This window comes from Winogradskyella sp. A2, from assembly GCF_046762865.1.
GTDB lineage: Bacteria > Bacteroidota > Bacteroidia > Flavobacteriales > Flavobacteriaceae > Winogradskyella.
In genome coordinates this window covers 349575-376463 of the sequence record NZ_JBKQXM010000002.1, presented here as the reverse complement: position 1 = coordinate 376463, position 26889 = coordinate 349575, and the positions used below count along the sequence as shown (strand labels likewise).

General features: G+C 33.3%; 22 protein-coding genes. 9 read left to right on the top strand and 13 right to left on the bottom strand.

From position 1 onward, the window contains the following. Positions 1-26 precede the first annotated feature (26 nt). Together ACFWV9_RS04860 and ACFWV9_RS04855 are read right to left on the bottom strand one after the other, a co-directional pair. Positions 27-2093, bottom strand: coding sequence for a M16 family metallopeptidase (locus tag ACFWV9_RS04860; RefSeq protein ID WP_411894111.1), 2067 nt, complete (start codon positions 2091-2093; stop codon positions 27-29). An 18-nt stretch (positions 2094-2111) separates the two neighbouring features. Further along, positions 2112-3449, bottom strand: a complete 1338-nt coding sequence (locus ACFWV9_RS04855) for a M16 family metallopeptidase (RefSeq protein WP_411894110.1) — start codon at positions 3447-3449, stop codon at positions 2112-2114. Positions 3450-3739: 290 nt separating this feature from the next. On the opposite strand from ACFWV9_RS04855, the gene rplU reads away from it, so the two are divergent. Both rplU and rpmA read left to right on the top strand, forming a co-directional pair. Then, positions 3740-4237, top strand: coding sequence for a 50S ribosomal protein L21 (rplU, locus tag ACFWV9_RS04850; RefSeq protein WP_411894109.1), 498 nt, complete (start codon positions 3740-3742; stop codon positions 4235-4237). Positions 4238-4260: 23 nt separating this feature from the next. Beyond that, positions 4261-4521, top strand: a complete 261-nt coding sequence (rpmA, locus tag ACFWV9_RS04845) for a 50S ribosomal protein L27 (RefSeq protein ID WP_411894108.1) — start codon at positions 4261-4263, stop codon at positions 4519-4521. Between the two features lie 55 nt (positions 4522-4576). Here the strand turns inward: rpmA and ACFWV9_RS04840 are convergent, their stop codons facing one another. From ACFWV9_RS04840 to ACFWV9_RS04815, 6 genes are all read right to left on the bottom strand, one after another. Then, a complete protein-coding gene (locus ACFWV9_RS04840; protein ID WP_411894107.1) occupies positions 4577-6349 on the bottom strand; it encodes a MutS-related protein in 1773 nt (590 codons plus the stop codon). Between the two features lie 86 nt (positions 6350-6435). After that, on the bottom strand, positions 6436-7182 hold the full coding sequence (locus ACFWV9_RS04835) for a succinate dehydrogenase/fumarate reductase iron-sulfur subunit (RefSeq protein ID WP_411894324.1): 747 nt from the start codon (positions 7180-7182) through the stop codon (positions 6436-6438). Between the two features lie 9 nt (positions 7183-7191). After that, complete coding sequence (locus ACFWV9_RS04830; RefSeq protein ID WP_411894106.1) at positions 7192-9192, bottom strand: fumarate reductase/succinate dehydrogenase flavoprotein subunit; 2001 nt, start codon at positions 9190-9192, stop codon at positions 7192-7194. Between the two features lie 11 nt (positions 9193-9203). Then, positions 9204-9890, bottom strand: a complete 687-nt coding sequence (locus ACFWV9_RS04825; RefSeq protein ID WP_411894105.1) for a succinate dehydrogenase cytochrome b subunit — start codon at positions 9888-9890, stop codon at positions 9204-9206. Between the two features lie 99 nt (positions 9891-9989). Further along, the gene (locus tag ACFWV9_RS04820) at positions 9990-11228 is read right to left on the bottom strand and encodes a hypothetical protein (RefSeq protein WP_411894104.1); all 1239 of its coding nucleotides are present in this window, start codon (positions 11226-11228) and stop codon (positions 9990-9992) included. Positions 11229-11352: 124 nt separating this feature from the next. Beyond that, on the bottom strand, positions 11353-14196 hold the full coding sequence (locus ACFWV9_RS04815) for a VPS10 domain-containing protein (RefSeq protein ID WP_411894103.1): 2844 nt from the start codon (positions 14194-14196) through the stop codon (positions 11353-11355). 109 nt (positions 14197-14305) lie between these two features. Here ACFWV9_RS04815 and ACFWV9_RS04810 point away from each other — a divergent pair, with 109 nt between their 5' ends. From ACFWV9_RS04810 to dcm, 3 genes are read left to right on the top strand one after another with little or no spacing between them, the layout of a single operon-like run. Continuing rightward, positions 14306-15601 (top strand): aminopeptidase P family protein, encoded by a 1296-nt coding sequence (locus ACFWV9_RS04810; protein WP_411894102.1) that lies wholly within the window; start codon positions 14306-14308, stop codon positions 15599-15601. 46 nt (positions 15602-15647) lie between these two features. Next, positions 15648-16175 (top strand): hypothetical protein, encoded by a 528-nt coding sequence (locus ACFWV9_RS04805; RefSeq protein WP_411894101.1) that lies wholly within the window; start codon positions 15648-15650, stop codon positions 16173-16175. 3 nt (positions 16176-16178) lie between these two features. Further along, positions 16179-17180, top strand: a complete 1002-nt coding sequence (gene dcm / locus ACFWV9_RS04800) for a DNA (cytosine-5-)-methyltransferase (RefSeq protein ID WP_411894100.1) — start codon at positions 16179-16181, stop codon at positions 17178-17180. Here dcm and ACFWV9_RS04795 read toward each other — a convergent pair. Next, positions 17177-17911 (bottom strand): hypothetical protein, encoded by a 735-nt coding sequence (locus tag ACFWV9_RS04795; RefSeq protein WP_411894099.1) that lies wholly within the window; start codon positions 17909-17911, stop codon positions 17177-17179. The two genes, dcm and ACFWV9_RS04795, sit on opposite strands and share 4 nt — an antisense overlap. Before the next feature lie 132 nt (positions 17912-18043). On the opposite strand from ACFWV9_RS04795, the gene ACFWV9_RS04790 reads away from it, so the two are divergent. Continuing rightward, positions 18044-19411 (top strand): hypothetical protein, encoded by a 1368-nt coding sequence (locus ACFWV9_RS04790; protein ID WP_411894098.1) that lies wholly within the window; start codon positions 18044-18046, stop codon positions 19409-19411. Between the two features lie 3 nt (positions 19412-19414). On the opposite strand, the gene ACFWV9_RS04785 is transcribed toward ACFWV9_RS04790, so the two are convergent. Continuing rightward, positions 19415-20746: an aspartate kinase gene (locus ACFWV9_RS04785; RefSeq protein ID WP_411894097.1), complete on the bottom strand. Its 1332-nt coding sequence runs from the start codon at positions 20744-20746 to the stop codon at positions 19415-19417. A 102-nt stretch (positions 20747-20848) separates the two neighbouring features. On the opposite strand from ACFWV9_RS04785, the gene ACFWV9_RS04780 reads away from it, so the two are divergent. Next, on the top strand, positions 20849-21502 hold the full coding sequence (locus tag ACFWV9_RS04780; protein WP_411894096.1) for a hypothetical protein: 654 nt from the start codon (positions 20849-20851) through the stop codon (positions 21500-21502). Here ACFWV9_RS04780 and brnQ read toward each other — a convergent pair. Then, complete coding sequence (brnQ, locus tag ACFWV9_RS04775) at positions 21480-22763, bottom strand: branched-chain amino acid transport system II carrier protein (RefSeq protein ID WP_411894095.1); 1284 nt, start codon at positions 22761-22763, stop codon at positions 21480-21482. The two genes, ACFWV9_RS04780 and brnQ, sit on opposite strands and share 23 nt — an antisense overlap. Then, entirely contained in the window at positions 22763-24313 is a 1551-nt protein-coding gene (locus ACFWV9_RS04770) for a serine hydrolase (RefSeq protein ID WP_411894094.1), read from the bottom strand. Before ACFWV9_RS04770 ends, brnQ begins: the two co-directional genes overlap by 1 nt. 94 nt (positions 24314-24407) lie before the next feature. Between ACFWV9_RS04770 and ACFWV9_RS04765 the strand changes: the two genes are divergently transcribed. Both ACFWV9_RS04765 and ACFWV9_RS04760 read left to right on the top strand, forming a co-directional pair. Further along, positions 24408-25184, top strand: a complete 777-nt coding sequence (locus ACFWV9_RS04765) for an alpha/beta hydrolase (protein WP_411894093.1) — start codon at positions 24408-24410, stop codon at positions 25182-25184. 405 nt (positions 25185-25589) lie between these two features. Beyond that, positions 25590-25820: a hypothetical protein gene (locus ACFWV9_RS04760; protein ID WP_411894092.1), complete on the top strand. Its 231-nt coding sequence runs from the start codon at positions 25590-25592 to the stop codon at positions 25818-25820. Here ACFWV9_RS04760 and thiL read toward each other — a convergent pair. Then, complete coding sequence (thiL, locus tag ACFWV9_RS04755; RefSeq protein ID WP_411894091.1) at positions 25810-26856, bottom strand: thiamine-phosphate kinase; 1047 nt, start codon at positions 26854-26856, stop codon at positions 25810-25812. The two genes, ACFWV9_RS04760 and thiL, sit on opposite strands and share 11 nt — an antisense overlap. Between the last annotated feature and the right edge of the window lie 33 nt (positions 26857-26889).

The following is a 26889-nucleotide window of genomic DNA, read 5'->3' as shown; positions in this document are numbered from 1 at the left end:
GCTCTTTATTATAATTAATTAAAGGATTAATCAAAATCTTCGTCTGATACACCTTCATTAATTTTAACTTCAATAAGTTTAAATTCTATAACCTGACCCATTTGACTTCCTGCTCTTACATTTGGAAATTTCAATCCTTCGTAAGTCTGGTAGTCCTTCAAGAAGGTTTCTTGACTTTGGGTACGACCTTGCATATTAGTTGTTTGAACTTCCTTCACCTTTAAACCACTTTCAACATCATAATAAAAGGAAAGTGAAATAACGTCTCCAGAAACATCAACTTTATAAGCGTCCTTCCCATCTACGGCTTCAATACCAGCAAGTTTAATTTTGTCTGATGATAACATGTTAAGTTCTGGGAATAGTCCTGCCAAAACACTCATATCAGTCGCCATGTTTTCTGGTAAAGGATTTTTGTTCATTGTTGCCTTATCCTTTGTCATAATAACTGTCATCATAGGGTTTCCTCCCATTGATAAAACTTGAGACGCCTTTCCATCTAATTTCTTTTCCTCACTAACAATAGTGTTACCCATTGCTGATGCCTCATACTTTAGAATTAAAGACGTTGTTTTGTCTATGGCATCTTTTCCTCCAATAGCAGTTAAATAATTATTTAAAACAGTTTCTGCTGTTAACCCTTCAGGTAGAACAACTGTTTCAGGTCTTTCTGTAGGATTTGCTTCCTTGTCAAAATATTTAACTGGAAGTTTTTTTCCATTCCATTCTATCTTCTCAACGTTTTCTAACACATCTGCCGCCTTACCAACAAGAACAATTCTTGCTTTATCATCAGCTAAATACTCATTAGCTACACGTTGTACATCTTCAATTGTAACTTTATCGATATTAGCGATATAGTTTTTATAAAAATCCTCTGGTAATTTATTTGTTTTAATACTCAAAGCACGTCTAGCTGCAACTGCTTTATCCTCTGATTCTAAAATAAAACTTCCTAAAAACTTAGCTTTTGCATTGGCTAATACCTCTGCATCTACTGGCTCAGTTTTAATGCGCTTAATCTCTTTCAAGGTTTCTACAACAGCGCTATCGGTAACTTCGTTTCTTACTTTAGTCGTTGCTCTAAAAGAAGAATTGTAATATCTACCTGTACCTAGTGAAGATCTTGCGCCATATGTATAACCGTTTGCCTCTCTAAGATTCATATTTAAATAAGAACCAAAAGCACCACCTAAAATATAGTTTGTAACTAAAGCTGCATGATAGTCTTCATCAGTCATTTTTAAAGGAGAAACACTCATAACTGCTAATTCTGTTTGTACAGCATTTGGTACATCTACAAAATTAATTTCTGTTGTTGGTACGTCCTCAAATGAAGGGTATTCTGGAGTTTCTACACTTCCTTTATCCCAATCACCAAAATACTTCTTAAGTAATGATTTTGCATCTTTTTCAGTAATATCTCCTGAGAATAAGATATAACCATTTGATGGCTTAAATCTTTCCGTGTAAAAATTATTTACATCTTCTAGTGTTACGTTATTTACAGTTTCTTCTGTAATAATCTCACCAGCTGCATGATTTTTTCCGTAAAATAATGCGCTTCTTACATTACCTGCAATTGCAGCCGCACTATTTTCACCAGATTTAATACCTTCTATTAATTGTTCTTTTTCAAAGTCTAACTCCTTCTGGGTAAATTTTGGTTGTAATGCAGCTTCTGCAAACAAGCTAAATACCTGATCTGTATATTTAGAAAGGCAAAAACCAAATCCACCGTTTGGACTTACATTCATGCTCGCCCCTAAGAAATCTATTTTTTCACTAAAATCATCTTTAGAAGTCATTTGTGTCTCCTTACCCATTAAGGCACTAGTCAATGATTGTACACCAGCTTTCTCACCCTCAAAAACGGGAGGGTTATTTAAATTTAGATTCCAATTTAATGATGGTAATTTTGAGTCTGTAACAACCAAAACAGTTAAACCATTTTTTAGTTTAAACTCTTTAGCCTCACCAAGATTTACTTCTGGTGTTGGCCCAGATTCAGGAATTTTAGTTCTGTCAATTTGAGCAGTAATGGTAGTTCCCATAAAGACTGCTAAAAGTGTGAATATTATATATTTTTTCATGTTTATAAACTTATTATTTTATTTATCGCTTTCTGGTTCTGAACCTGCTAAATATTTTATTTCAACACGTTGGTTAGGATTTAAATACTTGTTTGCAACCGCCATAATATCTTCGCGCGTAATGCTATTATAAATATTTAATTCATTATTAATACGGCTAGCATCTCCTTGTAACATTTGATATGTTGCAAGTGATGAAGCAATACCTTCTATACGAGAATTTGCATTTACAAATCTAGTTTCAAACTGATTTTTCAGTTTTTGATATTCTTTCTCAGAAATAAGTTCGGTTTGTAACTTCTTAATTTCTTCATCCATTGTGGCCTTAAGACTATCCCAATCTGGTTCACCTTTAATTAAAGCTCCCATTGTATAAGTACCGTAATCTTGATTCGCTTGGTTAAATGCTAATACTTGTAAAGCGACCTTATCTTGATCTACCATACGCTTATACATTCTAGAACTATTACCACCTGTTAAAATTGAAGAAATATAATCTAATACATATGCATCCTTATCTACAGATTTAGGCGTGATATATGAGAATATATATGCTGGTATTTGAATATTAGCATCATATTCAGTTGCATATCGTGTCTCGGTGATTGGATCTTCAACTACTGGCTTTCTATTATTTGCCTCTGCTTTATTTTCAATTGACCCAAAATAATCTAAGATCATTTTTTTTGTTTCCTCAACATCAATGTCACCAGCTACAACTAAAGTTGCATTGTTTGGATTATAGTATTGTTCATTAAATGAAATAAACTCATCAAGCTTAGCTGCATTTAAATCATCCATCGAACCGATTACGGATCTTCCATAAGGATGTTTCTTAAATAAATGATTATTAACACCTGTTCTATATATAATCTTACCATAAGGTGCATTATCAATACGCTGTCTTTTCTCCTCCTTAACAACCTCGTTTTGAGTATCAACACCAACCTTTTCAATAATTGGATGAAGCATACGCTCACTTTCCATCCATAGACCGATTTCTAATTTGTTAGATGGAAATGTTTCATAATAATATGTACGATCTTGAGTTGTATTTGCATTATTTCTTCCACCATTTGCAGAAACAATATTAAACCATTCTCCTCTTTCAATATTTTCTGTTCCTTCAAATAAAAGGTGTTCAAAGAAATGGGCAAAACCGGTTCTACCTTCTACCTCGTCTTTTGCGCCAACTTGGTACATTACACCAACTGTTACAATTGGCGCGGCATTTTCTTGATGCAAGATAACATGCAAGCCATTATCTAATTTGTACTCCTCAAATTCTACTTTTTGTGCTGTAGAATAAAATCCTACAAACATAAAAAGCGCCAGAGTAAATAAGCTTTTTTTCATTATTCAATGTTTTAAAAAATTAAATTGTTTTTAGTGTTTGTCTTCGTAAGAATTGCTTTGTTACACAAAGCCCAACAAAAATAAGGAATCATTTGACTGGATTTACTAAATAAAATGTGAAAATTGTGAGATTAATTTGACTTATTTTACGGTAAATAACCACCTTGATTTAAAAACCTCTTGAAATCACCTAAAACGTTTGTAGATTAAGAATTTAGGAGTATATTTGCATCCGCTTTCTGAAAAGAAAGCTATTTGATTTTTAAACAAAATAATAAAAACGTTACGCTATGTACGCAATTGTAGAGATAGCAGGGCATCAATTTAAAGTTGAAAAAGACCAAAAAGTTTTTGTTAATCGTTTATCTACTGAAGAAGGTAAGAAAGTTTCTTTCGATAATGTTCTTTTAATAGGAAACGGTAACGATGTTACTTTAGGCGCCCCAGCTATAGACGGAGCACAAGTAAGTGCAAAAGTCTTAAAACACCTTAAAGGTGATAAGGTAATCGTTTTCAAGAAGAAAAGACGTAAGGGTTACCGAGTTAAAAATGGTCATAGACAATCATTAACAGAAATTGTCATTGAAGGTATTACTGCTTCCGGAGCAAAGAAAGCTGCTCCAAAAAAAGAAACTAAAAAAGTAGAACCTAAAGCTGAGACTAAAGAAGAAGCAACTCAAGATTTAAGTAAAATGACTGTTGCTCAGTTAAAAGAAATGGCCAAAGCTAAAGATATAAAGGGTATTTCTTCAATGAAGAAAGCTGATTTAATTGCAGCCTTAAGTTAATAATAAAATAAAATCGAAATAAAATGGCACATAAAAAAGGAGTCGGAAGTTCGAAAAACGGTAGAGAATCAGAATCGAAACGCTTAGGTGTAAAGATTTTTGGAGGACAAGCTGCTATTGCAGGAAATATTCTCGTAAGACAAAGAGGTAACACACATCATCCAGGTGAGAACGTGTATCAAGGAAAAGACCATACTTTGCACGCTAAAGTTGATGGTATAGTTCAGTTTTCAAAGAAAAAAGACAATAAGTCTTATGTTTCTATAGCTCCATTTGAGGCTTAAGAAACAACAATAAATTATTAAAGACCCTTGCTATTATTTAGTGAGGGTTTTTTATTTATACGATTTCCATTTTTTTAAGTAAGAAACTTGCATTCATATTTTGACAAATGCCTTGTTTTAGTTTATAATCAAAATGGAGTTCGTCATTAATGATTTGGGCATCAAAAAAATAGTTTTTAATAGGCTCAATATCAGCTTCAATTTCCGTAAGACTTAAATCGTGAGTGGCTATAATACCTGTAGCTTTCAGTTTTACTAATCGTTCTACAAATTTCTTTGACCCAATAGCTTTATCAGTACTATTGGTACCCTTTAATATCTCATCTAGGATTACAAAGTAATTGGTATCGTTAGCAATTGTATCTACAATAAATTTTAATCGAGTTAATTCGCTAAAAAAATACGAGCTTTCATCTTTCAATGAATCGGTTGTACGCATGCTAGTTACTAATTTTACAGGATTATAATTAGATTGTTTTACACAAACAGGCAAACCTACATTCGCCATAACAATATGTAATCCTACAGTTCTTAAGAATGTACTTTTTCCAGCCATATTTGCACCTGTAACTATGAAAAACTGTTCCTTATCTAACTCTAAATCACTATCAATTCTTTTGTTAGGATCTAATAGTGGATGACCGAGTGACTTAGCAGAAATAGTAGCAGCCTTATTTGTTATTGATGGGTATGCAAACTGCTGGTGGTTAAAGGCATAAGTACCTAAACTATTATAGGTGTCAAAAAATGTGACAACATCGAACCAATCTTCTACCTTAAGTGCATATTTCTTTATCCATTGCTCAACATGATAACTCTGCATTATATCCCAAAGCAAATAACCATTTCCAAAAATGGCAGAAATGAAATTATTTCTATTGTCTAATGCATCTAAGGCTTTAGTGAACTTTCTAAATATTATAGAAGCTTTTAAGTCTTCGGCTTTAATTTTTTCTTGCTGTGTTTTGAGTAATTCAGAATGAAATTCTTGAGTTTCAATTTGATCTAATAGAAGTGCATACTGCTTAAATGTATTCTTTGTGCGGTCTGTATTCTTGGCGAGATTATTTATATTCTTTAGGTAAACACCGGTTAAACCCAATCCTATTAATAGCCAATAACCTGCATACTTAATTGGTATTAGCTCTAAAATACCAAATGTTAAAATTAAGATAGACAATACACTAAAGGCAATAGGCAACCAATAATGAAACCTGTTTAAAAATGGTTTGTAATCCTTCAACCAATTTATAATATTTACAGCTGAATACTCAACTGAGACACCCTGTGCAATTCCTGTATAATGTTGTCTCCATTCTGGTCTTTTCGCTAATTCTTTAATTGCGTCTTGTCGTAATTCAATGTTGTCAATATTATTGGCCAACAAGTTTTTAACTAGTTTATCTGTTGCCTCTGAAATTGCGGTTCTATTGATGTATTGAAAAAATGAACCATTTCCAAACATATCTATATCTAAACTAAAATAATGTTTAGAATTTTGAAATTCCATGCCGCTTGGTCTATGATAAAAATCTCCTGAAGCAATTTTTAATTCATCCTCATTGATTTTTACAAGGCGATTATACAATGCACGCTTTTGCTTTAAATCTGTATATCTAGATAATAGAATTAAAAATATTCCTGTACCAAATACACCTATACCAAGAGCCCACTGCCAATTATTTCTTAATAAATAAATACCACAAACCGTCAATAAAAAAATAGTCAATCTTAGGGTACTAAATAGGCCTATTTTGTTAAAAAGTTGTTTTGACTGGGCCTTATACTTTTTTATTTGATTCTTGTAAAATTCTAGTGCATTATCCATTTGAAAAATTGATGAAAATAAAAATCCCAAGATAAGATATTACCTTGGGAAAAATATTATAAACTTCCTACTACTGCAGGTTTTTGTTATCCTTTAAAACTCGCGGCTAAATACTCACGGTTCATCCTAGCAATATTTTCTAATGATATTCCTTTAGGACATTCTACCTCACAAGCGCCTGTATTTGTACAGTTTCCAAAGCCTTCTTCATCCATTTGTTTTACCATGTTTAATACACGGTCAGTAGCTTCAACCTGTCCTTGTGGCAATAAGGCAAACTGAGATACTTTGGCTGATACAAATAGCATTGCCGAAGAATTTTTACAACTCGCAACACATGCACCACAACCAATACAAGTGGCAGCATCAAAAGCTTTATCTGCATTTTCCTTTTCTATTGGAATAGCATTAGCATCTTGCGTATTACCCGAAGTATTTACAGAGATAAAACCACCAGCTTGCTGTATACGATCAAAAGACGTACGGTCTACAATTAAATCCTTAATAACAGGGAATGCCTTTGCTCTCCATGGCTCAATATAAATGGTATCTCCATCCTTAAAGCTTCTCATATGAAGCTGACACGCTGTTATCTTTGTCTGTGGCCCATGTGCTCTACCATTAATATACAATGAACATGTACCGCATATTCCTTCTCTACAATCATGATCAAAAGCTACAGGTTGTTCTCCTTTTTCAATTAACTCTTGATTTAATACATCTAACATTTCTAAAAAAGACATGTCAGGAGAAATATTACTTACCGGATAATCAACGATTTTTCCTTTATCATTTGCATCTTTTTGACGCCATATTTTAAGTGTTAAATTCATCATAGCTATTTATTTGTAACTTCTCTCTTTCACTTCTATATTTTGGTATTCTAAAGCTTCTTTATGGTGCACTGCTTCACTTGGTTGACCTTTGTATTCCCATGCAGAAACGTATTGAAATTCTTTACGTCTCATAGCCTCACCACTTTCAGTCTGATATTCATCTCTAAAATGACCACCTGCAGATTCTTCGCGCTCTAAAGCATCTTTAGCAAATAACTCGCCTAATTCAAGAAAATCCGCTACACGACCTGCCTTTGCCAATTCCTCATTGTATTCGTTTTCAGTACCTGGTACAAAAACATCTTTATAGAACTCTTCTCTAAGTTCAGCTATTTCCTTAATAGCCTCCTTCAAGTCTTTTTCGTTTCTTGCCATTCCACATTTATTCCACATTATTTTACCCAGCTTCTTGTGGAAATGGTCAACAGATTTCGTTCCCTTGTTATTAATGAATTTATCTATTTCAGAACGCACCTTTTTTTCTGCGTCATCAAACTCTTTTGATTCTGTAGGTATAGGACCTGTTCTAATGTCATCTGCTAGATAATCTCCAATTGTATATGGCAATACAAAATAACCATCAGCCAATCCTTGCATTAAAGCAGATGCACCGAGTCTATTAGCACCATGGTCAGAGAAATTTGCTTCACCGATAGCATATAATCCAGGTATCGTTGTCATTAAGTTATAATCTACCCATAAGCCACCCATTGTGTAATGTACAGCTGGATATATCATCATAGGTGTTTCGTATGGATTCTGATCTACAATTTTCTCATACATCTGAAACAGATTTCCATATTTATTTTCAACAACCTCTTTTCCAAGTTTAGTAATAACTGTTTTATCTTCTACATTTAATCCTTTTACAAAAGCTTGTTCTTTTCCATAGCGTTCAATTGCCGAAGCAAAATCCAAATAAACAGCTTCACCAGTTTGGTTTACACCATAACCTGCATCGCAACGTTCCTTAGCTGCTCTTGATGCAACATCTCTTGGTACTAAGTTTCCAAAAGCAGGATAACGTCTCTCTAAGTAATAGTCTCTATCTTCTTCTGCTAAATCTGTTGGTTTTAAACTGCCATTTCTAATTGCTTCAACATCTTTTTTATGTTTCGGGACCCAAATACGACCATCGTTCCTTAATGATTCTGACATCAGCGTTAATTTAGACTGATGGTCTCCAGAAACTGGGATACATGTTGGGTGAATCTGTGTGTAACAAGGATTTGAAAAGAAAGCACCACGTTTATGGGCTTTCCATGCAGCGGTAACATTACTACCCATTGCATAGGTTGATAAATAAAAAGCATTCCCATATCCTCCTGTACCAAGTACTACAGCATGTGCACTATGTCTCTCAATTTCTCCTGTAACTAAATTACGTGCAATAATTCCTCTTGCTTTACCATCTACAACAACCACATCAAGCATTTCATGTCGTGTATACATTTTTATCTTACCACGACCTATTTGACGATTCATTGCTGCATAAGCTCCTAAAAGCAGTTGCTGCCCTGTTTGTCCTTTTGCATAAAACGTACGAGAAACTAAAACACCACCGAAAGAACGATTGTCTAATAAGCCACCGTACTCTCTTGCAAATGGTACACCTTGAGCGACACACTGATCAATAATATTAGTGGATACCTCTGCCAATCTATAAACATTAGCTTCACGAGATCTATAATCTCCACCTTTTACAGTGTCGTAAAACAATCTATATGTAGAATCACCATCGCCTTGGTAATTTTTTGCTGCGTTAATACCTCCTTGTGCTGCAATTGAGTGCGCACGTCTTGGAGAATCTTGAAAACAAAATGCCTTAACGTTATAGCCTAATTCTGCAAGTGTAGCCGCTGCGGAACCACCTGCTAAACCAGTACCAACTATTATAACGTCAATTAAACGTTTGTTAGCCGGATTAACGAGGTTAATATCATTTTTATGTTTTGTCCATTTGTCCGCTAATGGGCCTTCTGGAATTTTAGAATCTAATATTGACATAGTGATTTTTTTTAATGCGTAAAGTGATGGTAAACTGCGATGAAAATAAATAGCGCAGGAATACCGATTGAATAAACCTTACTAAAGCCTTTTAAACTCTTAACATATTTGTTATTTGCTCCAATAGATTGAAATGCTGAGTTAAATCCGTGTAACAAGTGTAATGCTAGTAATACAAATGCTACAACATAAATACCTACCCTTACAGGGCTTACAAATTTCTCTCTTAATTCTTCATAGTATCTGAAACCTGATTCTGCATTGTTTGGATCAATCAACCCGCTCATATCACCTTCAACATATTTTACAGTCATTTCATGCACCCAAAAATCATAAAAATGTATTCCTAAAAAGGCTAGGATAACGAGACCACTTAGCAACATATTTCTAGATACCCAACTTGAGTTTCCTGAAGCTTGGTTCTTTGCATAACTCACTTTTCTGGCAGCGCTGTTTTTTGCTTCTAGAATAAAGCCCATTACAAAATGAAAAATTACTCCAATTATTAAAATTGGTTGCATTAACACTTGTACTAATGGATTTGTTCCCATAAAATGGGACATGTCGTTGAATAATTCCGCACTAAAAACTGAGGTGAAGTTTATGGAAACATGCATTACTAGAAAAATCATTAGGAAGAGTGCCGAAAGTGCCATCGCAAACTTTCTTCCAATCGACGAATTTAGAATTCCGCTCATTGTAGATCTAATCTTTTTGTTAGTTGCACAAAAATACAGTAGAATCCACGTATTAGCAACTGACGTATGTGATAATTATTTATTTAGAATGATTATAATCTAAAAATCAAATCTAGGATTTACAATGGTATTGTAGATAGATCCAAAAGCATAACTAAAGCCTACATTTACAAAATAATTATATCCAGATTGTAATTGTTGCTGCTGAAGAAGAAGTTCTTCTAAAGACAGGTCTCCACCTGGTAGATTAATCTGGTTTCTTGTAATTGAATAACTACCGCTCACATTAAAATTGAAACCTTTAAACAATCGAATACGAGTACCCACAAAAAAGTTCAGTGCATATAAACTAGTGTCATTCAAGAATTGATTATATGACACCTCAGCATTAAAATTTCCCCATTCTTGATTTATTCGCCCACCAACTTGAACTCCATGTTCCCAAAGATATTCTTCTGTCTCATTAAAGAGTGTTCGTTCTATATAGTCATTATATCTTATACCGTTTCTGTAAGAAATAGTTAGTTGCTTTTTTGCAGATTCTACATAATTAAAAAAGCTATACTCTAGTGCTGGTCTAAAGGTCCACTGCAGGTCAGTATTATTAAAGGTTGAAGATCCGATAAAACCAAAAAAGCCATAGGACCAATGGTCATTTATACTTAAAATATCACTGACACGAATAGATTTTCTGTCATTGATTCCTATAATCTCATCCCCTTCAAATTCAAAAACATTTCGACTTTCGCTAAAACGTGCTCTAAACGAAAATTTATTCTTTTCGGTCACCCTTCTGGCAGATGCATTAAAGTTTATATCTCTAAATCTACTTTGCTCTTGACCATTAAAAAACCCTCCTGCGCCTAATTGAAACAACCAATAATTCCATGGGTCGTCATCTTCTACTTTTTGTTTTTCGTCTTCTGGTACTGGCACATTTACTATTACATCCTCAGTCGTTCCTTTTGCAATCCAAAAACGTACTAAACCTAATTTTAAATACTTTAAAACTCTCTGTCTTACCTCGTCTCTAGTCATGTTTCTATCGGTAGAAAACATGAGTTTATAATTTATTGTTTCATATTCTTTCTTACCAATAAACTCTACTTCATAACTTCTTCCGCCACTACCGTTTCTTTGAGTCACAAAAAAGACGTGAACATCTCCTAAAAATTGATCTCTTACAAACTGAACATTCCCAAGGTTCTGTCTGAGATATTCGCTATCACAAACACGACAGTCTAGAAAAATACTGAGTTGTTCAGTAATATTCTTTTGAGCATTAATTGTGTGAAAAGAAAAACAGAAGATTATAATAACAAATAAGCTTCGTAGCATGAATGATTGATGAATTGATTAGTGAAGTTTAAATATCACCATAATACAGAAGGTGAGAAAAGTATTAGGGTAACTTTAACACCTTCTATGCAATTCTAATCATTTGATTTAACAAAATAAAAACTTATTTAATTTCTAATTTGGTATTTGCATCACCTATTTTAACTGTATAAATTCCTTTAGGCAAATAGTATTTTCCATTACTCGATTCATTGATATCAATACTCGTATTTTCTTTCATTAAGGCTTTTCTGCCTTTTTCTGTAATTTCTAAATTATAGTCTAAATAATTAAAGCCTTTATCTGCCTCAAATGATATACTATTTAATTCAGATCCCTTTTCAGATAATATCTTTAGTGATTGTTTGGCCGAAGAATTACTAAAAAACTGAATGGTTTTTACTGGCTCAAAAGCATCTAACCATTTACTCCAAGAACTTCCCCAACGATTAGAATGGCGGACTGAACCTAAATCGAAAATTGTAATAGGATTAGACTTAAGGTTTGAATTCATCGTTTGTAGCGGAGCAATATTTGTCTTATAAATACTGCGTCCATGAGTGCCTAATAATAGATCTTTAGCTTCAGGTTGAACCACAATATCATGAAAGGCTACATTTGGTAATCCGTGGGAAAATAATTCCCAAGTATTCCCCATATCAAAAGAAACATAAGCACCATTATCAGTACCAACATAAAGTAGATTTTCATTTTCAGGATCTTCTTTAATCACATTAACAGGAGATGCAGGAATATTTCCGCTTATATCTTTCCAAGTTTGTCCATAATCATTACTCATATATGCATAAACTTTAAAATCATCCCAACGGTAACCATTAAGAGTTACATAAACACGTTCTTTTTTATGCTGAGATGCCACAACACGACTCACCCAAAGATCCTTTGGTAGGTTACCTGCGATATTTGTCCAACTTCCACCTGCATTCGTTGTTATGTTGACTAATCCGTCATCAGAACCAGTATAAATTAACCCAAATTGAAATGGACTCTCACTTATTGAAGTTATTGTACCATAGGCTACATTACCCTTTTTACCACCATTGGTTAAATCATAACTTATCGCTTCCCATTCATTTCCTTGATTCATTGAACGCATTAACTTATTACCACCTAAATACAATATGTCTTGATTATGAGGTGACAACAATATTGGTGTTTGCCAATTGAATCGATAAGGGTTTTCTCCTAAGGTATGCTTTGGTTGTATATATTTTCGGTCTCCTGTTTCTAAATTAAGTCTGAAATAATTTCCAAATTGATATCCTGTATAAACAATATTTGAGTTCCTGTTATCTATTTGTACTTGCATACCATCTCCACCCATAATAGATTTCCAAGGATACTGCCCTTGTTGATGCCAACCTTTATCTTCACGCGCATTATTAGCGCCTTTCCATACACCATTATCCTGTAAGCCACCATAAACATTATATGGCTTTTCATTGTCAACATTTATCGCATAAAATTGCCCAACTGAAGGTGAATTATTCTTTATCCAATTTTCACCATCATCATAAGTAATATTTACACCACCATCATTTCCGTCAATAAGATGGTTTGGGTTTTTAGGATTAATCCACAACGCATGGTGATCTGCATGTACATTTTCTGCACTAATTGATGACCAAGATTTCCCTCCGTCCTTAGATTTTACAATAGGTACTCCGTAGATATAAATGTGGTCTTCATTTGCAGGAGATACATGTATATGACCAAAATAATACCCATAACTAAAGTAAATTCCATCTAAAAAGTCTTCATGGGTTTTCTTCCAAGTTTTTCCACCATCTACACTTTTATAAACTTCAGCTCCGACAACAGGTGTGTCAAATAACATAGAATTAGCATCTTCTAAGTATTTTGCTAAATCAATAGGCTTTACATTACCAGAACGTACCATTTGTTTAACGTTCTCTGCTCTATATTTTTCTTGGAAACCATTAGTCTTTAAAAATACATTCAATTTTTTATCCTCTAGTGCCAAGAAATCTTCATTAGACATGGTCTTGAAATCTTCTTTTGTTAAACCACGCTTATCAGATTTTTTCTCTTCATCTGGTCGTCTAAATTGGCTGTCGTGTACTGCATACACTACATCATCATTAAACACAGCCACACCTATTCTACCTACACCTTCACCTGTTGGAAAACCACTGTTTTCTATTGATACTTTGGTCCAAGTTTCACCAGCATCTGTACTTTTATAAATCCCTGAATTTGTGCCATAACCCGTAAAATTCCATGCCTTTCTGTCTTTTGTCCATGATGTTGCAAACATTACATTATAGTTTTTCGGACTATGCTGTAAATCTATAATTCCACTCATGTCATCAACAAACAATGTTTTCTTCCAAGTTTTACCGCCATCAGTTGTTTTGTAAACACCTCTTTCAGTATTTGGAGAATACAAATGACCTGTAACACCAACCGTAACAACATCAGGATTGTCTGGATGAATAAGAATTGGTGCAAAATGATGCGCATCCATCAATCCTACATTCTCCCATGTCTCACCATTATTAGTTGATTTTAAAAGTCCAATCCCAGCATATGATGAACGCGAAGCATTATTTTCACCTGTACCAACATAAATTGTTCTGGTGGACCAGTGCACTGCAATATCACCTACATTTTGTGTGTCCGAACTATCCAAAATTGGTGTAAATGTTGTCCCATTGTTTGTTGTGTGCCATACGCCACCAGAAGCGTAGCCAACATAAAATTCTGAAGGCATTTTAGGATTAACATCCACATCCACAACACGACCACTCATAATAGTTGGACCTATATTTTTAAATGGAACGTTTTTAACTAATGACGTTTCTGTCATTGCTCTTTTTTGCTCTAAGGCATTTTTTATTGTCTCAGCAGAAGTTGCAGGCTGTTGTGCTGTTAAAAAAAGTGTACAAAATATAAAGGCGAATGAAAGAAATTTTGAATATGACATGATGGTTGGTTTTTAGAGCATGAAAATTAACTAATCTAATATCCTGAACAAAATTTGCTAACAAAGTTTAACAGATTCTTGTACCTTTAGAGTTCTAAATTTTTTGAAAATGAAATACGATTCAATAGATTCTAAACTCTTTGTAAAAAACCGGAAAAACTTTGCTAAATACATGCAACCAAGTAGCCTAGCGGTATTTAATTCTAATGATATTTATCCTGTAAGTGCGGACAGTACTTTACCATTTGCACAACATAGAGATATCTTTTATTTAAGTGGTGTAGACCAAGAAGAAAGCATATTGGTTTTGTTTCCTGATTGCCCTAAAGAAAAGCATCGTGAAATATTATTCTTAAAAGAAACCAATGACCATATTGCAGTTTGGGAAGGTGAAAAATTGACAAAAGCAAAGGCTTTTGAAACTTCCGGCATTAAGACTGTGTATTGGCTTCAAGACCTAGAAAAAATAATGTTCGAATTAATGACCCAATGCGATACAATTTATATTAATACAAATGAACATTACAGAGCCAATGTTGAAACTGAAACCCGTGAAGATCGGTTTACAAATTGGTTAAAAGATAAGTACCCAGCACATTCTGTAGCAAAAAGTAATCCGATTTTACAGCGTCTTCGTTCTGTGAAGGATCAGATTGAGCTAGACCTTATGCAAAAGGCCTGTGACATTACAGAAAAAGGATTTAAAAGAATTTTAGGCTTTGTTAAACCAGGAGTTTGGGAGTATAATATTGAAGCAGAATACATGCACGAGTTTTTAAATAATCGTTCAAAAGGATTTGCTTACACACCAATTATAGCCTCTGGCAACAACGCTAATGTTTTACACTATATAGAGAATAACCAAAAGTGTAAAGCCGGAGATTTGATCTTAATGGATGTAGGGGCTGAGTATGCCAATTATTCAAGCGATATGACAAGGACCGTACCAGTTTCAGGTAAGTTTACTGACCGCCAAAAAGCAGTTTATAATGCAGTAAATCGTGTTAAAAATGATGCTACAAAACTATTAGTTCCAGGTACGTTATGGGAAGAATATCATATTGAAGTTGGTAAATTAATGACCTCTGAACTTTTAGGTTTAAGTCTTATTGACAAGGCAGATGTAAAGAATGAAAATCCAGATTGGCCAGCCTATAAAAAGTATTTTATGCACGGAACATCTCATCATATTGGATTAGACACGCACGATTATGGATTACTACATGAACCAATGCAAGCCAATATGGTATTCACGGTTGAACCTGGAATTTACATACCAGATGAAGGCTTCGGAATACGATTAGAAGATGATGTTGTGATACAAGAATCTGGAGAACCATTTAACTTAATGCACAATATTCCTATTGAAGCAGATGAGATTGAAGACTTAATGAATAGTAAGTAGCAATAACTTCATTATCTTAGCAATCCTCTTAAATAATTAAAAACGGTTGATAACAGAATTTTTAAAACATACTGGTGAATTCTTACGACAATATCCACAGATTAGATTGTCAATGAAAGAAGAGTTTGCGGTACGCGATTCTGTTTTAAATTCACTAGGATTAAAAAATTTAAATCAATTAAGAGATCGCTACGAAGGACAGACATTTCTTGACAAAACCTTGAAAAATTATGGTGGTTTAGTGGCTTGCCAAAAACATCTGAATATTAAAATCACAACAATTGATGAGCTTAACATAAAAGATTTTAAGCCTCAAATTCAAGGCAAAAATGGCATTTACGATATTAAGGTTTTTGATTTTGGTTCCTTACCTGTTTTAGAATTTACTACCATTCGTAATCCCATCATTTTTGTGATTCAGAAAGACAAATCTACTTTTAGTATTTGTGGCTATGGCGACAAAGAAATGATTCTAAATAACCTGGTAGATTCCAGTAACGAAACCGTTAACTCTGTAAACCTTAAGAATTTTATTGGGTTTAGTGATTTAAAACCAATTGAAGAAATTATTTAATTAATGAATACATCTTATACGGTAGGAAGTTTATATGCTGGCGTTGGTGGTATATGTAAGGGTTTTCAAAACAATGGCTTTGAGCTATCTTGGGCCAATGAGTTTGATAAAAATGCCTGTAAAACCTATCGTGAAAATTTTAAACACAACTTAGTGGAAGGTGATGTTATGCAATTAGATATAACATCCTTAGATAAAATTGATGTATTAACTGCTGGTTTTCCCTGCCAACCATTTTCAGTAGCTGGTTATAGACAAGGGTTTGATGATAAACGTGGAAATCATTTCTTTAAAATTTTAGATTTCGTTGATGAAATGCGACCAAAAGTTTTATTTCTAGAAAACGTAAAAAATCTTATTGGCCATGATAAGGGACGCACATTCAATGTCATTAAAGAGCTGATTGAAAAGCGCAATTACAGCTTTGATGCTAAAGTATTAAACACCAAAGATTATGGCAACGTACCTCATAACAGAGAACGTATTTTTATCATTGCATTTGACAAAGAATTAGATACTTCCTTTTTTAAAGATTTTAAATTCAGTTTTCCTGAAAAGGAAGGCCTCTCCCAAACGATTCAAGATATTGTCATAAACGAAAAGGTAGAAGATAAGTACTATTATGGTGAGGATAAGTATATGTATCCAATGCTGAAAGAAACCATGAGACGTGATGATACTATTTATCAATTTAGACGGCAATATGTTAGAGAAAATAAATCTAACGTTTGCCCAACGCTTACAGCAAATATGGGTACAGGAGGACATAATGTTCCGCTGATTAAAACACCATATGGTTTTAGAAAATTAACACCACGTGAGTGCTTTAGATTTCAAGGATTTGATGATAATTATATATTGCCAGAAATAGCCATTTCCCATTTGTATAAACAAGCTGGTAATTCTGTAAGTGTTCCTGTAATTAGTAGATTGGCAGAACATATACTACAAGTTCTTAGTTCTGTTGAAAAGAAAACCTTAGGCAATTTTTTGGAAACAGCTTAAACTGATATTGATTTTAAATTGGCAATTAAAAGATCAATACTTTTTAAACTTCCTGTCTGAATGTAATAATTCTCTGCGTCCATTTTGGTTTTGCCATTCAACATAGAATTTTGTAGTAAAACATAATCATTGGTGATTATATGCTTAAGTGTTTTTAGACTACAACATCCAGGTATATCGTATGCCCAATCTTGCTGATCAATTTCATGCTTTAAAACTTCCTTGTCCACTTTATTATTAAATAATGAAATTGTACTAGGTTTAATTCTAACCAATATGAAATAATTATATAGCGATGTAGCTTCAGAATTATTATTTGGTTTGTATGTTCCATCCATGTCCCAGTCTTCAGTTTCGAGTAAAAGTAAATTTGAAAAGTGAGCAGTAGATTTAATATTAATTTTCGTGCCACAATAGGCTAAATCTGTATCATCCCAAACACCTTTACCATGAATACTATAGTCAATTGGTTCACATAAAATACCTTGTTCAGCTAAAACCTCAAAAGCTAAACCTTCCGCTATTTTTCCTTGAAATGTATTTCTAAAAATGTCTAAGACACTACGTTGTTCTGTCCCACCAGTTCTATGATTTCTATGATGCCCAGAACCAAATGCCATTTGGTAGGCAAATTCAAATGAAGCTTCAATAATTGATGGCTTTACCGGTTTAGGGTTAAATATTACCTTAGAATTAATAAAGTAAATGTTACCGTATTGCGTAAGTTTCATTGCCTAGACTTAAAGCCAAAAGTTAGTAAGGTTTAAAGCTAGTTATATTTTTGAAATATTGATTCTTAATACATTAACAATTGTAACTCAAATTATTTTAAGTAAATTTAGTTTTCATCATAAGACCATTCAATGAATACTCGTTTTCAAATCATTAGTCTAATACTCGTTTTTTGTTTACTTCAATTTTCCTGCGACAAGAATGATGATGGTGATTCTTCATCTAGTTTAGGTAATATTCCCGACCCAGTTTTTGAACAAGCTTTAATTGACTTAGGTTATGATGATATTATAGATGGAAAGATCTTAAAAGCTAATGTTGCTGATGTCTTAGAATTAGAAATCCCTGATTATAATTTTGATGATACAAGTAATGATATTACCAACCTCACCGGAATTGAATATTTTACAGGTTTAGAAATATTAAATTGTAGTGGACAGAGTCTCTCTAACCTAGATTTAAGTAATAATTTAAACTTAAAAGAATTGGACTGTAGCTATAGCAGATTTAACAGTCTTTCAAATTTAAATGTACGTCAAAACACTGCTTTAGAAATATTAAGATGTCATGCTAATAGCCTAACCTCTATTGATGTAAGTAATAATCCTAACCTTATAGAATTATACACTTATGACAATTCGCAACTTACGGGTTTAAATGTAACTAACAACCCATTATTAAAAGTATTATGGTGCTATAATAATGACATCACAAGTATAGATGTTTCAAATAACCCGGAACTTGAAAATCTTGATTGCAGATTTGTTGACTTAAATTCAATTGATGTTTCTAATAACCCTAAGCTTAAAAAATTATTGCTTTGGGATGCTCAGATAGAAAATTTAGATGTGAGCAATAATCCATTACTAGAACATCTATCATGTTTAGGATGTCAATTGAACAGCTTAGACGTAAGTAATAATTTAGCATTAAAAAGCCTTGGATTGGGTGGCAATCAGTTAACGTCTTTAGACGTGAGTAACAATACAGCACTTGAAGGGTTGGCCTTTAATAACAACCAAATTAATACTATTGATGTCAGCAACAATCAGAACTTAATCAACTTATCCGTTGATAATAATCCTTTATCAATTATAGATCTAAGTAATAATACTATGTTGTCTATCTTTCGTTGTGAGAATCTTTCCATTTCAAACTTAGATTTAAGTAATAATGTGAATTTAGAATTATTGTATGGTAATAATAATTCTCAACTATCTGAGCTAGATGTGAGTAATAACAATTCTTTAATTTGGCTAGAATGCAGTAATAACAACATGACCAATCTAGATTTTGGTAGTATCAATTCTCTTATTGTATTAGAAATTGCAAACAACGCAATAACTAATCTAGACATTAGCAATCAGCAAAATTTAAATACCTTAGATTGTACTTCAAACAGCCTCAGTTGTATAAAGGTTAATCAAAATCAACTTAATGATATTCCAATGAATTGGAGCAAGGATGAATCAGCCTTGTATGCACTTGATTGCAACTAAACTTTACAATACTAAATGCTTTTCGTTTTCAAAAATGTAACGTTGCAGTTTTTGTAATGTTTCCATTTTATCATTTGTATTAACCAAAAGAGAAATATTGTTATTGCTTCCTCCATAGGCGATCATACGAACATTAACATCTTGTAAAACTTGGAATAACGTTGGTGTATCCGGATGATAAATAATTTGATTCCCTACCAAGCAAACAATACTCATATAATCATCCACCGCAACAGTTGCAAACTTTCGCAACTCTTCAATTATAAAGTCTAAATGAGTAGTGTCATCAATGGTTAAGGACACTGCTATTTCTGAGGTCGTAACCATATCAATTGCAGTCTCATATTTTTCAAAAACTTCAAAGACTCTCTTTAAAAACCCATGAGCTAATAACATTCTAACAGATTTAATTTTTATTGCTGTTATGTTGTCTTTTGCCGCAATGGCTTTAATACCTTCACCATGTATTTGATTTGTAATTAAAGTCCCGTGCGCATCTGGAGCCATGGTGTTTTTTAATCGTAAAGGAATATCAAGATTTCTTACTGGCAGAACTGTAAGTGGATGCAAAATCTTTGCCCCAAAATAAGCCAATTCAGCTGCTTCATCATATGATAAATTTGATAAGGCGGAAGTTTCATTTACATATCTTGGATCGTTATTATGAAAACCATCAATATCTGTCCATATTTGTACTTCATCCGCTTTAATCGCTGCACCTATTATTGTGGCTGTATAATCACTACCTCCTCGTTGTAAGTTTGTGATTTCGCCATCTGCATCTAAACATATAAATCCTTGTGTAATATAAACCTCAGCTTTTTCAGAAGATTCAATTAATCTATTTAGGTTTTGCTTTATGTAGAACAGATCTGGTTCATTATTTCTCTCTATTCTCATAAATTCCAATGCTGGTAATAATTGCGCATTTATCCCTTCTTGTTGTAAAAATCTACTGAACATATAGGTTGAAAGTAATTCACCATTGGCAACAATGAAATTATGCAATTGTTGATCATAAGGTTGGTTAACAGCATTTCTTAATGAATTAAAAATAGCATTAACATATGTTGCAACCTCCTTTCTAATTTGAGTATTACTCAATAACTTGTAGACCGTGTTATTATACTCTTCTTTCAGTAAATCGATCTTTTCTTTAGCGCTTATTTGTTTCTCATTTTCAATGAGTTCAGAAATTTCAACCAAAGCATTTGTGGTTCCTGACATTGCAGAAAGCACAACGATTTTAGTTCCTTCAGAATCAATAATATCTTTAACATGATTCATGTTGACTATAGATCCTACAGATGTTCCCCCAAACTTATAAACTAACATAATTCGAAATTTTATTCAGCAAAAGTAGAGTGTCATTACAATAGAGTATAAAAAATAAAAGAAATGGTTTACATTTACACAAATTGTTAATTATATCACAAAATGAAAACAATCGCATCTTGCGTAGAAGAGATTTTAATTACTCAGCCATTTTTGGAAGAGGCATTATTCAGAGAAATAATTAATTTTTCAGCACTGTCTGAAGAGCTTCAGGAGCCTATTAGTAAAATGCTAAGAAAACCGGTTAAGACAGGTGCTATAATGATGGCGTTACGTCGTTATAATCCACCAAAGCATTTACGGCAATCGCAACAACTTAAGTTGGTTCTTAAAGAATTAGGAGATATCACTGTAAGGTCTAATTTACTAGATTTTACATTTCAGAATTCTTCTACTTTAATTGAAAGTCATACTACAGTTTTAGCAAATCTGAATCCAAAAGCATTTTATGGTTTTTCTAGGGGAATCTATGAAAGCAATATTGTAGTTTCAGAATCAGAAAAACAAACAGTACGAAACAGTTTTAAGCAAGAGAAAATGATTGGTTCTCAAGACAATCTTTCAGCAATAAGTATAAGGTTACCTGAAAATAATTCAAAAATTTCCGGTTTGTATTATCAGATATTCAAGCGTTTTGCATGGGAAAATATTTCGCTTTATGAGGTAATTTCTACCACTAACGAATTTACTGTTTTAGTAGAAAATCATTTAGTTGACAAGGCCTTTTCCGCAATTAAGAATCTAAGCGTGGTTTAATCTTGGTTATTAAATTGCCAATTATAAATGCTATAATTGCAGGTAACACCCAACCAAGGTTTAAACCTGCTAACGGTAAATTGTCGGTTACCGGCTTTAAGGTATCCTTAGGAAGGAGATATTGAAGAAAATCTGGAATACTAAATATCAATGTAATTATAACTACCAATCTAAAAATGATAGCGCTTGCATATTTATCCGGCAAAATATTAAGTATGATAAGTACGATCGAAATTGGATAAATAAGCATTAATGCAGGTAAGGCAATATCTATTATAAATCCAACTTCATAGCTACCAACAATAATTCCTGTCAGACAACAAATTACCGATGTAATTACATATACTTTATGATTATTGTTAAATAGGGCTTCAAAAAAATCGGCAATAGAAACCGTTATCGCCACCGCAGTTGTAAAACAGGCTAGCCCAACTAATACACTAACAAAAGTAGCGCCAATATTACCTAAGGTTTTTACTGCTAAGCCAAGAAGTAAGTCTGTCCTTGTAATATCACTAGGGAATTCACCATTATAAAATGCACCAATTGAAATAAGGCCAGCATAAATAATGAACAAACCAAACATAGCTATAAAACCAGATTTAGCAATAATTCGTTTCTTTTCTGAATAAGAAAATGAATTGTTTTTGTTCAATGAAATTATGATCACACCTCCCATAACCATACCTGCAAGTGCGTCATAAGTTTGATACCCTTCTAATAAACCATTAACTAATGGAGTCTCAAAAATTGAAGGATTCATCCCAGTAGTAGGTGATACCAAACCTAAAATAATGATGAGCAAAACCATAATTACAATAATAGGTGTAAGGTATTTACCCAATATATTTAAAGCCTTAGAGCGATTAATCACAAACAAAAATACTAGTGAAAAATAGACTAAACTTGTCCAAATGGCTGACGTTCCAAAAATAGGAGCAATGGCCATTTCATGTGTTACGGCAGCTGTTCTTGGTGCTGGCAATGCAACAATAATGAGATACATTACAATACAATAAATCAAACTAAAAAGTGGAGAAACTTTATTTCCAAATTCTAACATCGTGCCTTGCAATTTAGCATGACCAAAAAGTGATAAAAATGGTATTACCGTAGTGGTGATTAAAAATCCAATAGCAACTAACCACCAATCCGGACCTGAATTATATCCTAAAAGTGGTGGTAAAATTAAATTGCCTGCTCCAAAAAATCCTGCAAAAAGTGCAAATCCGAAAAGAAGAATCCGTTTAGTATTGTTCATTAATTAGTCTTTACGAGTTCTAAATCATGAAAATCAAAACTAAAATCTGTTATCGGAGCAATGTATTTCATTGTAGCAGATACTGCATTTCCGTTCTCATCAAAAGTAAATTGAACAAAAACATCAGCATCGTAACTTCTATCATTCCATTTAGCAACAAATGTTGTTGCATTGTACGGCATTAACTCACCAAATAATCGAGACGATCTTATACATTGTATACTGTAAGATTCTCCATCGTGAGAAACAACCACATCACCAAACCAGTCATCTGTATAAGTACCAATAATTTGATCTGGTTCAGGTAGTATAGGGCTGGCTTTAATTTTTTCAACCTCTGTAAAGACCTCAGCTTTAATACTATCATTATACTTTAAGTAATCCGCATTGCGTTCACCATACATTTTCAACCAATCACGGTTCTCATAACCTAAATAGAAGTCTTTGATTGAATTGGTAATGGTATTAAACGCAGAACCATTCATTTGGTTTGTGAGCACAACAATTGCCAAATCTAAATCTGGAATCATAGTAAATTGAGTAACCGTTCCAATAAGTCCACCTGTATGATAAACTTGTTTATGACCTCCTTTAACGTCGGTAACAAACCATCCTAAACCATAACCTTTAAAATTTGAATTATACCAATCTCCTGGTCTCACTTTAAGTGGTGTTTGCAATTGCCATAATTCATGAAATTGCGCTTTACTCAAAAGACGCTCGTTTTCTTCCGTGACAGCATCATTCATTAAGAATTTTGCCCAAGTCAACATATCATTTACATTACTTACAATTCCGCCTGCCGCATTTGCTGTCTCGCTCCAATCGTGCGGAATTTGAATCACCTTGCCATCTGCTCTTGTATGTGCATCAATTATATTAGACTTATCGGTAACCCTATTATATGATGCACTACTATTATTCATACCAAGGGGCTTCATTATCCTTTGTTCAATAAATTCTTCCCAACTCAAACCACTAACACGCTTCAGTACCTCTCCTGCAATAATAAACATGTTATTGTTGTATGTAAACTTGCTTCTAAATGAACTCTCGGGCTCTAAATATCTTACGTTGCTTATAATATCCTGTACAGTAAAATCATTTCCCTCTGGGAAGAACATTAAATCACCAGCACCTAGACCCATGCCACTGCGATGGGTAACCAAATCTCTAACTGTAAAATGTTCTGTTACCCAAGGATCATTCAATTGAAATTCTGGGATATACTTTCTAACCGGATCATCCCAATTGAGTTTGCCTTCATCAATCATCATAGCCAATGCAAAACATGTAAAACCTTTACTGTTCGAAGCCACACCCACTAATGTGTTGTCGTCCATATTTTTTTTATTGGTTAGCGATCTAACACCATGCCCTTTGGCGTAGACAATCTCACCATCTTTTATGATACCTACTGAAATCCCTGGGACTTCAAAAGTGGTTAAGGTCTCACTTATTAATTGATCGAGTTCAGAATTTTTTAATTGAGCATTTAGAGAAAGGTTTATAGTTATAACCAGTAATGCAGAGAGTTTTAATAATTTCATTTATGATTGATTAAGTTTGAAATCTTTCAAATATAACAATTTGTAAGAGGATTTTAGATGGTTTGATAAATTGCAAAAATCTATCTTTGTGGCAATGAAATTAGATTATAAAAACAGCACTGTACATTTTAATGTTGAAGGTGAAGGTGAGCCTTTATTGCTATTACATGGTTTTCTAGAAAATAAAGAAATGTGGGAGGAATTAATTCCACAGTTTTCAAAAAAAAATAAAGTTGTAACAATCGATTTATTGGGCCATGGAAAAACCAGTTCTATAGGTTATATACATTCTATGGAAGATATGGCTGAAGCGGTATATGCTGTTTTAAAACATCTTAAAATTAAAACAGTAAAAACAATTGGTCACTCTATGGGTGGGTATGTAGCCCTCGCTTTGGCTGATCTTTATCCTAAATTGATTTCAGATCTGTGCCTAATGAATTCGACTTTTGAAAGTGACTCCAAGGAACGACAAGATTTAAGGCTCCGTGCAGTTAAAATGGCAAAAACCAGTTATGAACAATTGGTAAGAACATCCATTGCAGGACTTTTCGCACCTGAAAGCAAAGAAAAATTCAAATCAAAATACAATGATGCATTAAAAGTTGCCTTAAAAACAACAGTCCAAGGGTATATTGCCGCTCAAAAAGGTATGGCAATTAGACCAAATAGATTAGATGTTCTAAATTGTATAAATGGTAAAAAGCATATAATTATTGGTAAAAAAGACGCTCTTGTTAATGAAGAAGAGTTATCAAAATCAATAATTAATACTTCGATTGAGTTAATTGAATTATCAGAAGGGCATATGAGTCATATTGAAAATAAATCAGAATTATCTTACTTTTTAAAACACTATATCGAAAAATAATCCTCTTTACCGTTTTTAGTTAGTTTTTTTTCTAAGTTTATACTCCCAAATCAAATAATAAAGTATAAAACAAATCTACCATGACGCCTACCAAACTTTATTGTGACTTTTTTGGTCATAATTATAAATTATCTAAAAAGGTAACAAACCACGTCAAAGAATATACTTGTAAATGTTGCAAAAAGCAATTAACTACTGATAGTAACGGTAAATTAGTCGAGCTTACTCCAAAATACCAAGATATAAATTCTGTTTTGGAACGCATATATTCTAGTAGATCAATGCGTTTAAAGCAAAAATCATTCAGTTCATCGATTTATTGATTGTTAATAACCTGTTAATAACTAGTTTTTTTATCTTAGGACTCCCTATTTATCCTTAATCTTCATAAAGACTACTAGTTGTATGAAAAATGTTTATTGCTCATTATTTGGTCACGATTACGAGGTGTCAAAAAAAGTGACTTACCACGTTAAAGAATATAAGTGTAAGCACTGCAAGTCCGAAATGACTATCGATGGACATGGGAAGTTTATCCCTTTAACTCCAAAATTCAAAGAGATTAATGCTGTTTTAAATCGTATTCACACTAAACGATTAGAGCGAAGCCAAAAAATGTTCTTGGTTAGTTCTTAAGAGCATTCCAACCCTTGGCAATAATTGGAATTTTCTGTTCTGCTCTGGTAACTAAATGCATACCACTTTTTCCATCTGTCATATACCCAATCACCGTTAAATTTGGATTACTTTTAATTTTCGGATAATCCTCTTGGGAAATCGTCATAAGTAATTCATAGTCTTCGCCTCCATTTAAAGCTATAGTTGTACTATCTATGTCAAATTCCTCACATGTTGAAATCACTTGAGGATCTAATGGGATCTTATTCTCATACAAATCAACACCGACTTTACTTTGCTTGCATAAATGAATTATTTCAGACGAAAGTCCATCACTGATATCTATCATACTAGTTGGTTTAACGTCTAATTTAGATAATAACTCAACAATATCTTTTCGAGCTTCAGGCTTTAACTGACGCTCTACAATATAAGTATACATTGAAAGATCTGGTTGGTTATTTGGGTTAACTTTAAAGACCTCTTTCTCTCGTTCTAGCACCTGAAGTCCCATATATGCGCCACCAATGTCGCCTGAGACGACCAACAGATCATTTGGTTTTGCACCAGACCGCAATACTGCATTTCCTTTTTCTACCTCTCCAATTGCTGTCACCGAAATTATTAATCCTGAAGTAGAAGAGGTTGTATCTCCCCCAACAACATCAATATCATAAATCTTCGCGGCAGTTTCAATTCCTGCATATAATTCTTCCAAAGCTTCCACCGGAAATCTATTTGAAACAGCTATAGAAACTGTTATCTGTTTGGCCATTGCATTCATAGCATAAACATCTGAGAGGTTTACCATAACAGCTTTATAACCTAAATGTTTTAGTGGCACATAACTCAAGTCAAAATGAACACCTTCAACCAACAAATCTGTAGTAATAACAATTTGTTTATTGTTATAACTTAATATAGCGGCATCATCTCCAATGCCTTTTACAGTTGATTTTTGAGAAATTTTAAAGTTTTGAGTAAGGTGTTCAATTAATTTGAATTCTCCTAGTTCACTTAATTGAGTGCGTAGTGGGTTCTTATCTTCTAACATATTGCAAAAATATTATGTTTTTTAATACGTTAG

What these genes read in the sequence shown, in the direction of transcription:
- ACFWV9_RS04860 (WP_411894111.1), bottom strand. Translation starts at nt 2,093, where the DNA reads ATGAAAAAATATATAATATTCACACTTTTAGCAGTCTTTATGGGAACT.
- ACFWV9_RS04855 (WP_411894110.1), bottom strand. Translation starts at nt 3,449, where the DNA reads ATGAAAAAAAGCTTATTTACTCTGGCGCTTTTTATGTTTGTAGGATTT.
- rplU (WP_411894109.1), top strand. Translation starts at nt 3,740, where the DNA reads ATGTACGCAATTGTAGAGATAGCAGGGCATCAATTTAAAGTTGAAAAA.
- rpmA (WP_411894108.1), top strand. Translation starts at nt 4,261, where the DNA reads ATGGCACATAAAAAAGGAGTCGGAAGTTCGAAAAACGGTAGAGAATCA.
- ACFWV9_RS04840 (WP_411894107.1), bottom strand. Translation starts at nt 6,349, where the DNA reads ATGGATAATGCACTAGAATTTTACAAGAATCAAATAAAAAAGTATAAG.
- ACFWV9_RS04835 (WP_411894324.1), bottom strand. Translation starts at nt 7,182, where the DNA reads ATGAATTTAACACTTAAAATATGGCGTCAAAAAGATGCAAATGATAAA.
- ACFWV9_RS04830 (WP_411894106.1), bottom strand. Translation starts at nt 9,192, where the DNA reads ATGTCAATATTAGATTCTAAAATTCCAGAAGGCCCATTAGCGGACAAA.
- ACFWV9_RS04825 (WP_411894105.1), bottom strand. Translation starts at nt 9,890, where the DNA reads ATGAGCGGAATTCTAAATTCGTCGATTGGAAGAAAGTTTGCGATGGCA.
- ACFWV9_RS04820 (WP_411894104.1), bottom strand. Translation starts at nt 11,228, where the DNA reads ATGCTACGAAGCTTATTTGTTATTATAATCTTCTGTTTTTCTTTTCAC.
- ACFWV9_RS04815 (WP_411894103.1), bottom strand. Translation starts at nt 14,196, where the DNA reads ATGTCATATTCAAAATTTCTTTCATTCGCCTTTATATTTTGTACACTT.
- ACFWV9_RS04810 (WP_411894102.1), top strand. Translation starts at nt 14,306, where the DNA reads ATGAAATACGATTCAATAGATTCTAAACTCTTTGTAAAAAACCGGAAA.
- dcm (WP_411894100.1), top strand. Translation starts at nt 16,179, where the DNA reads ATGAATACATCTTATACGGTAGGAAGTTTATATGCTGGCGTTGGTGGT.
- ACFWV9_RS04795 (WP_411894099.1), bottom strand. Translation starts at nt 17,911, where the DNA reads ATGAAACTTACGCAATACGGTAACATTTACTTTATTAATTCTAAGGTA.
- ACFWV9_RS04790 (WP_411894098.1), top strand. Translation starts at nt 18,044, where the DNA reads ATGAATACTCGTTTTCAAATCATTAGTCTAATACTCGTTTTTTGTTTA.
- ACFWV9_RS04785 (WP_411894097.1), bottom strand. Translation starts at nt 20,746, where the DNA reads ATGTTAGTTTATAAGTTTGGGGGAACATCTGTAGGATCTATAGTCAAC.
- ACFWV9_RS04780 (WP_411894096.1), top strand. Translation starts at nt 20,849, where the DNA reads ATGAAAACAATCGCATCTTGCGTAGAAGAGATTTTAATTACTCAGCCA.
- brnQ (WP_411894095.1), bottom strand. Translation starts at nt 22,763, where the DNA reads ATGAACAATACTAAACGGATTCTTCTTTTCGGATTTGCACTTTTTGCA.
- ACFWV9_RS04770 (WP_411894094.1), bottom strand. Translation starts at nt 24,313, where the DNA reads ATGAAATTATTAAAACTCTCTGCATTACTGGTTATAACTATAAACCTT.
- ACFWV9_RS04765 (WP_411894093.1), top strand. Translation starts at nt 24,408, where the DNA reads ATGAAATTAGATTATAAAAACAGCACTGTACATTTTAATGTTGAAGGT.
- ACFWV9_RS04760 (WP_411894092.1), top strand. Translation starts at nt 25,590, where the DNA reads ATGAAAAATGTTTATTGCTCATTATTTGGTCACGATTACGAGGTGTCA.
- thiL (WP_411894091.1), bottom strand. Translation starts at nt 26,856, where the DNA reads ATGTTAGAAGATAAGAACCCACTACGCACTCAATTAAGTGAACTAGGA.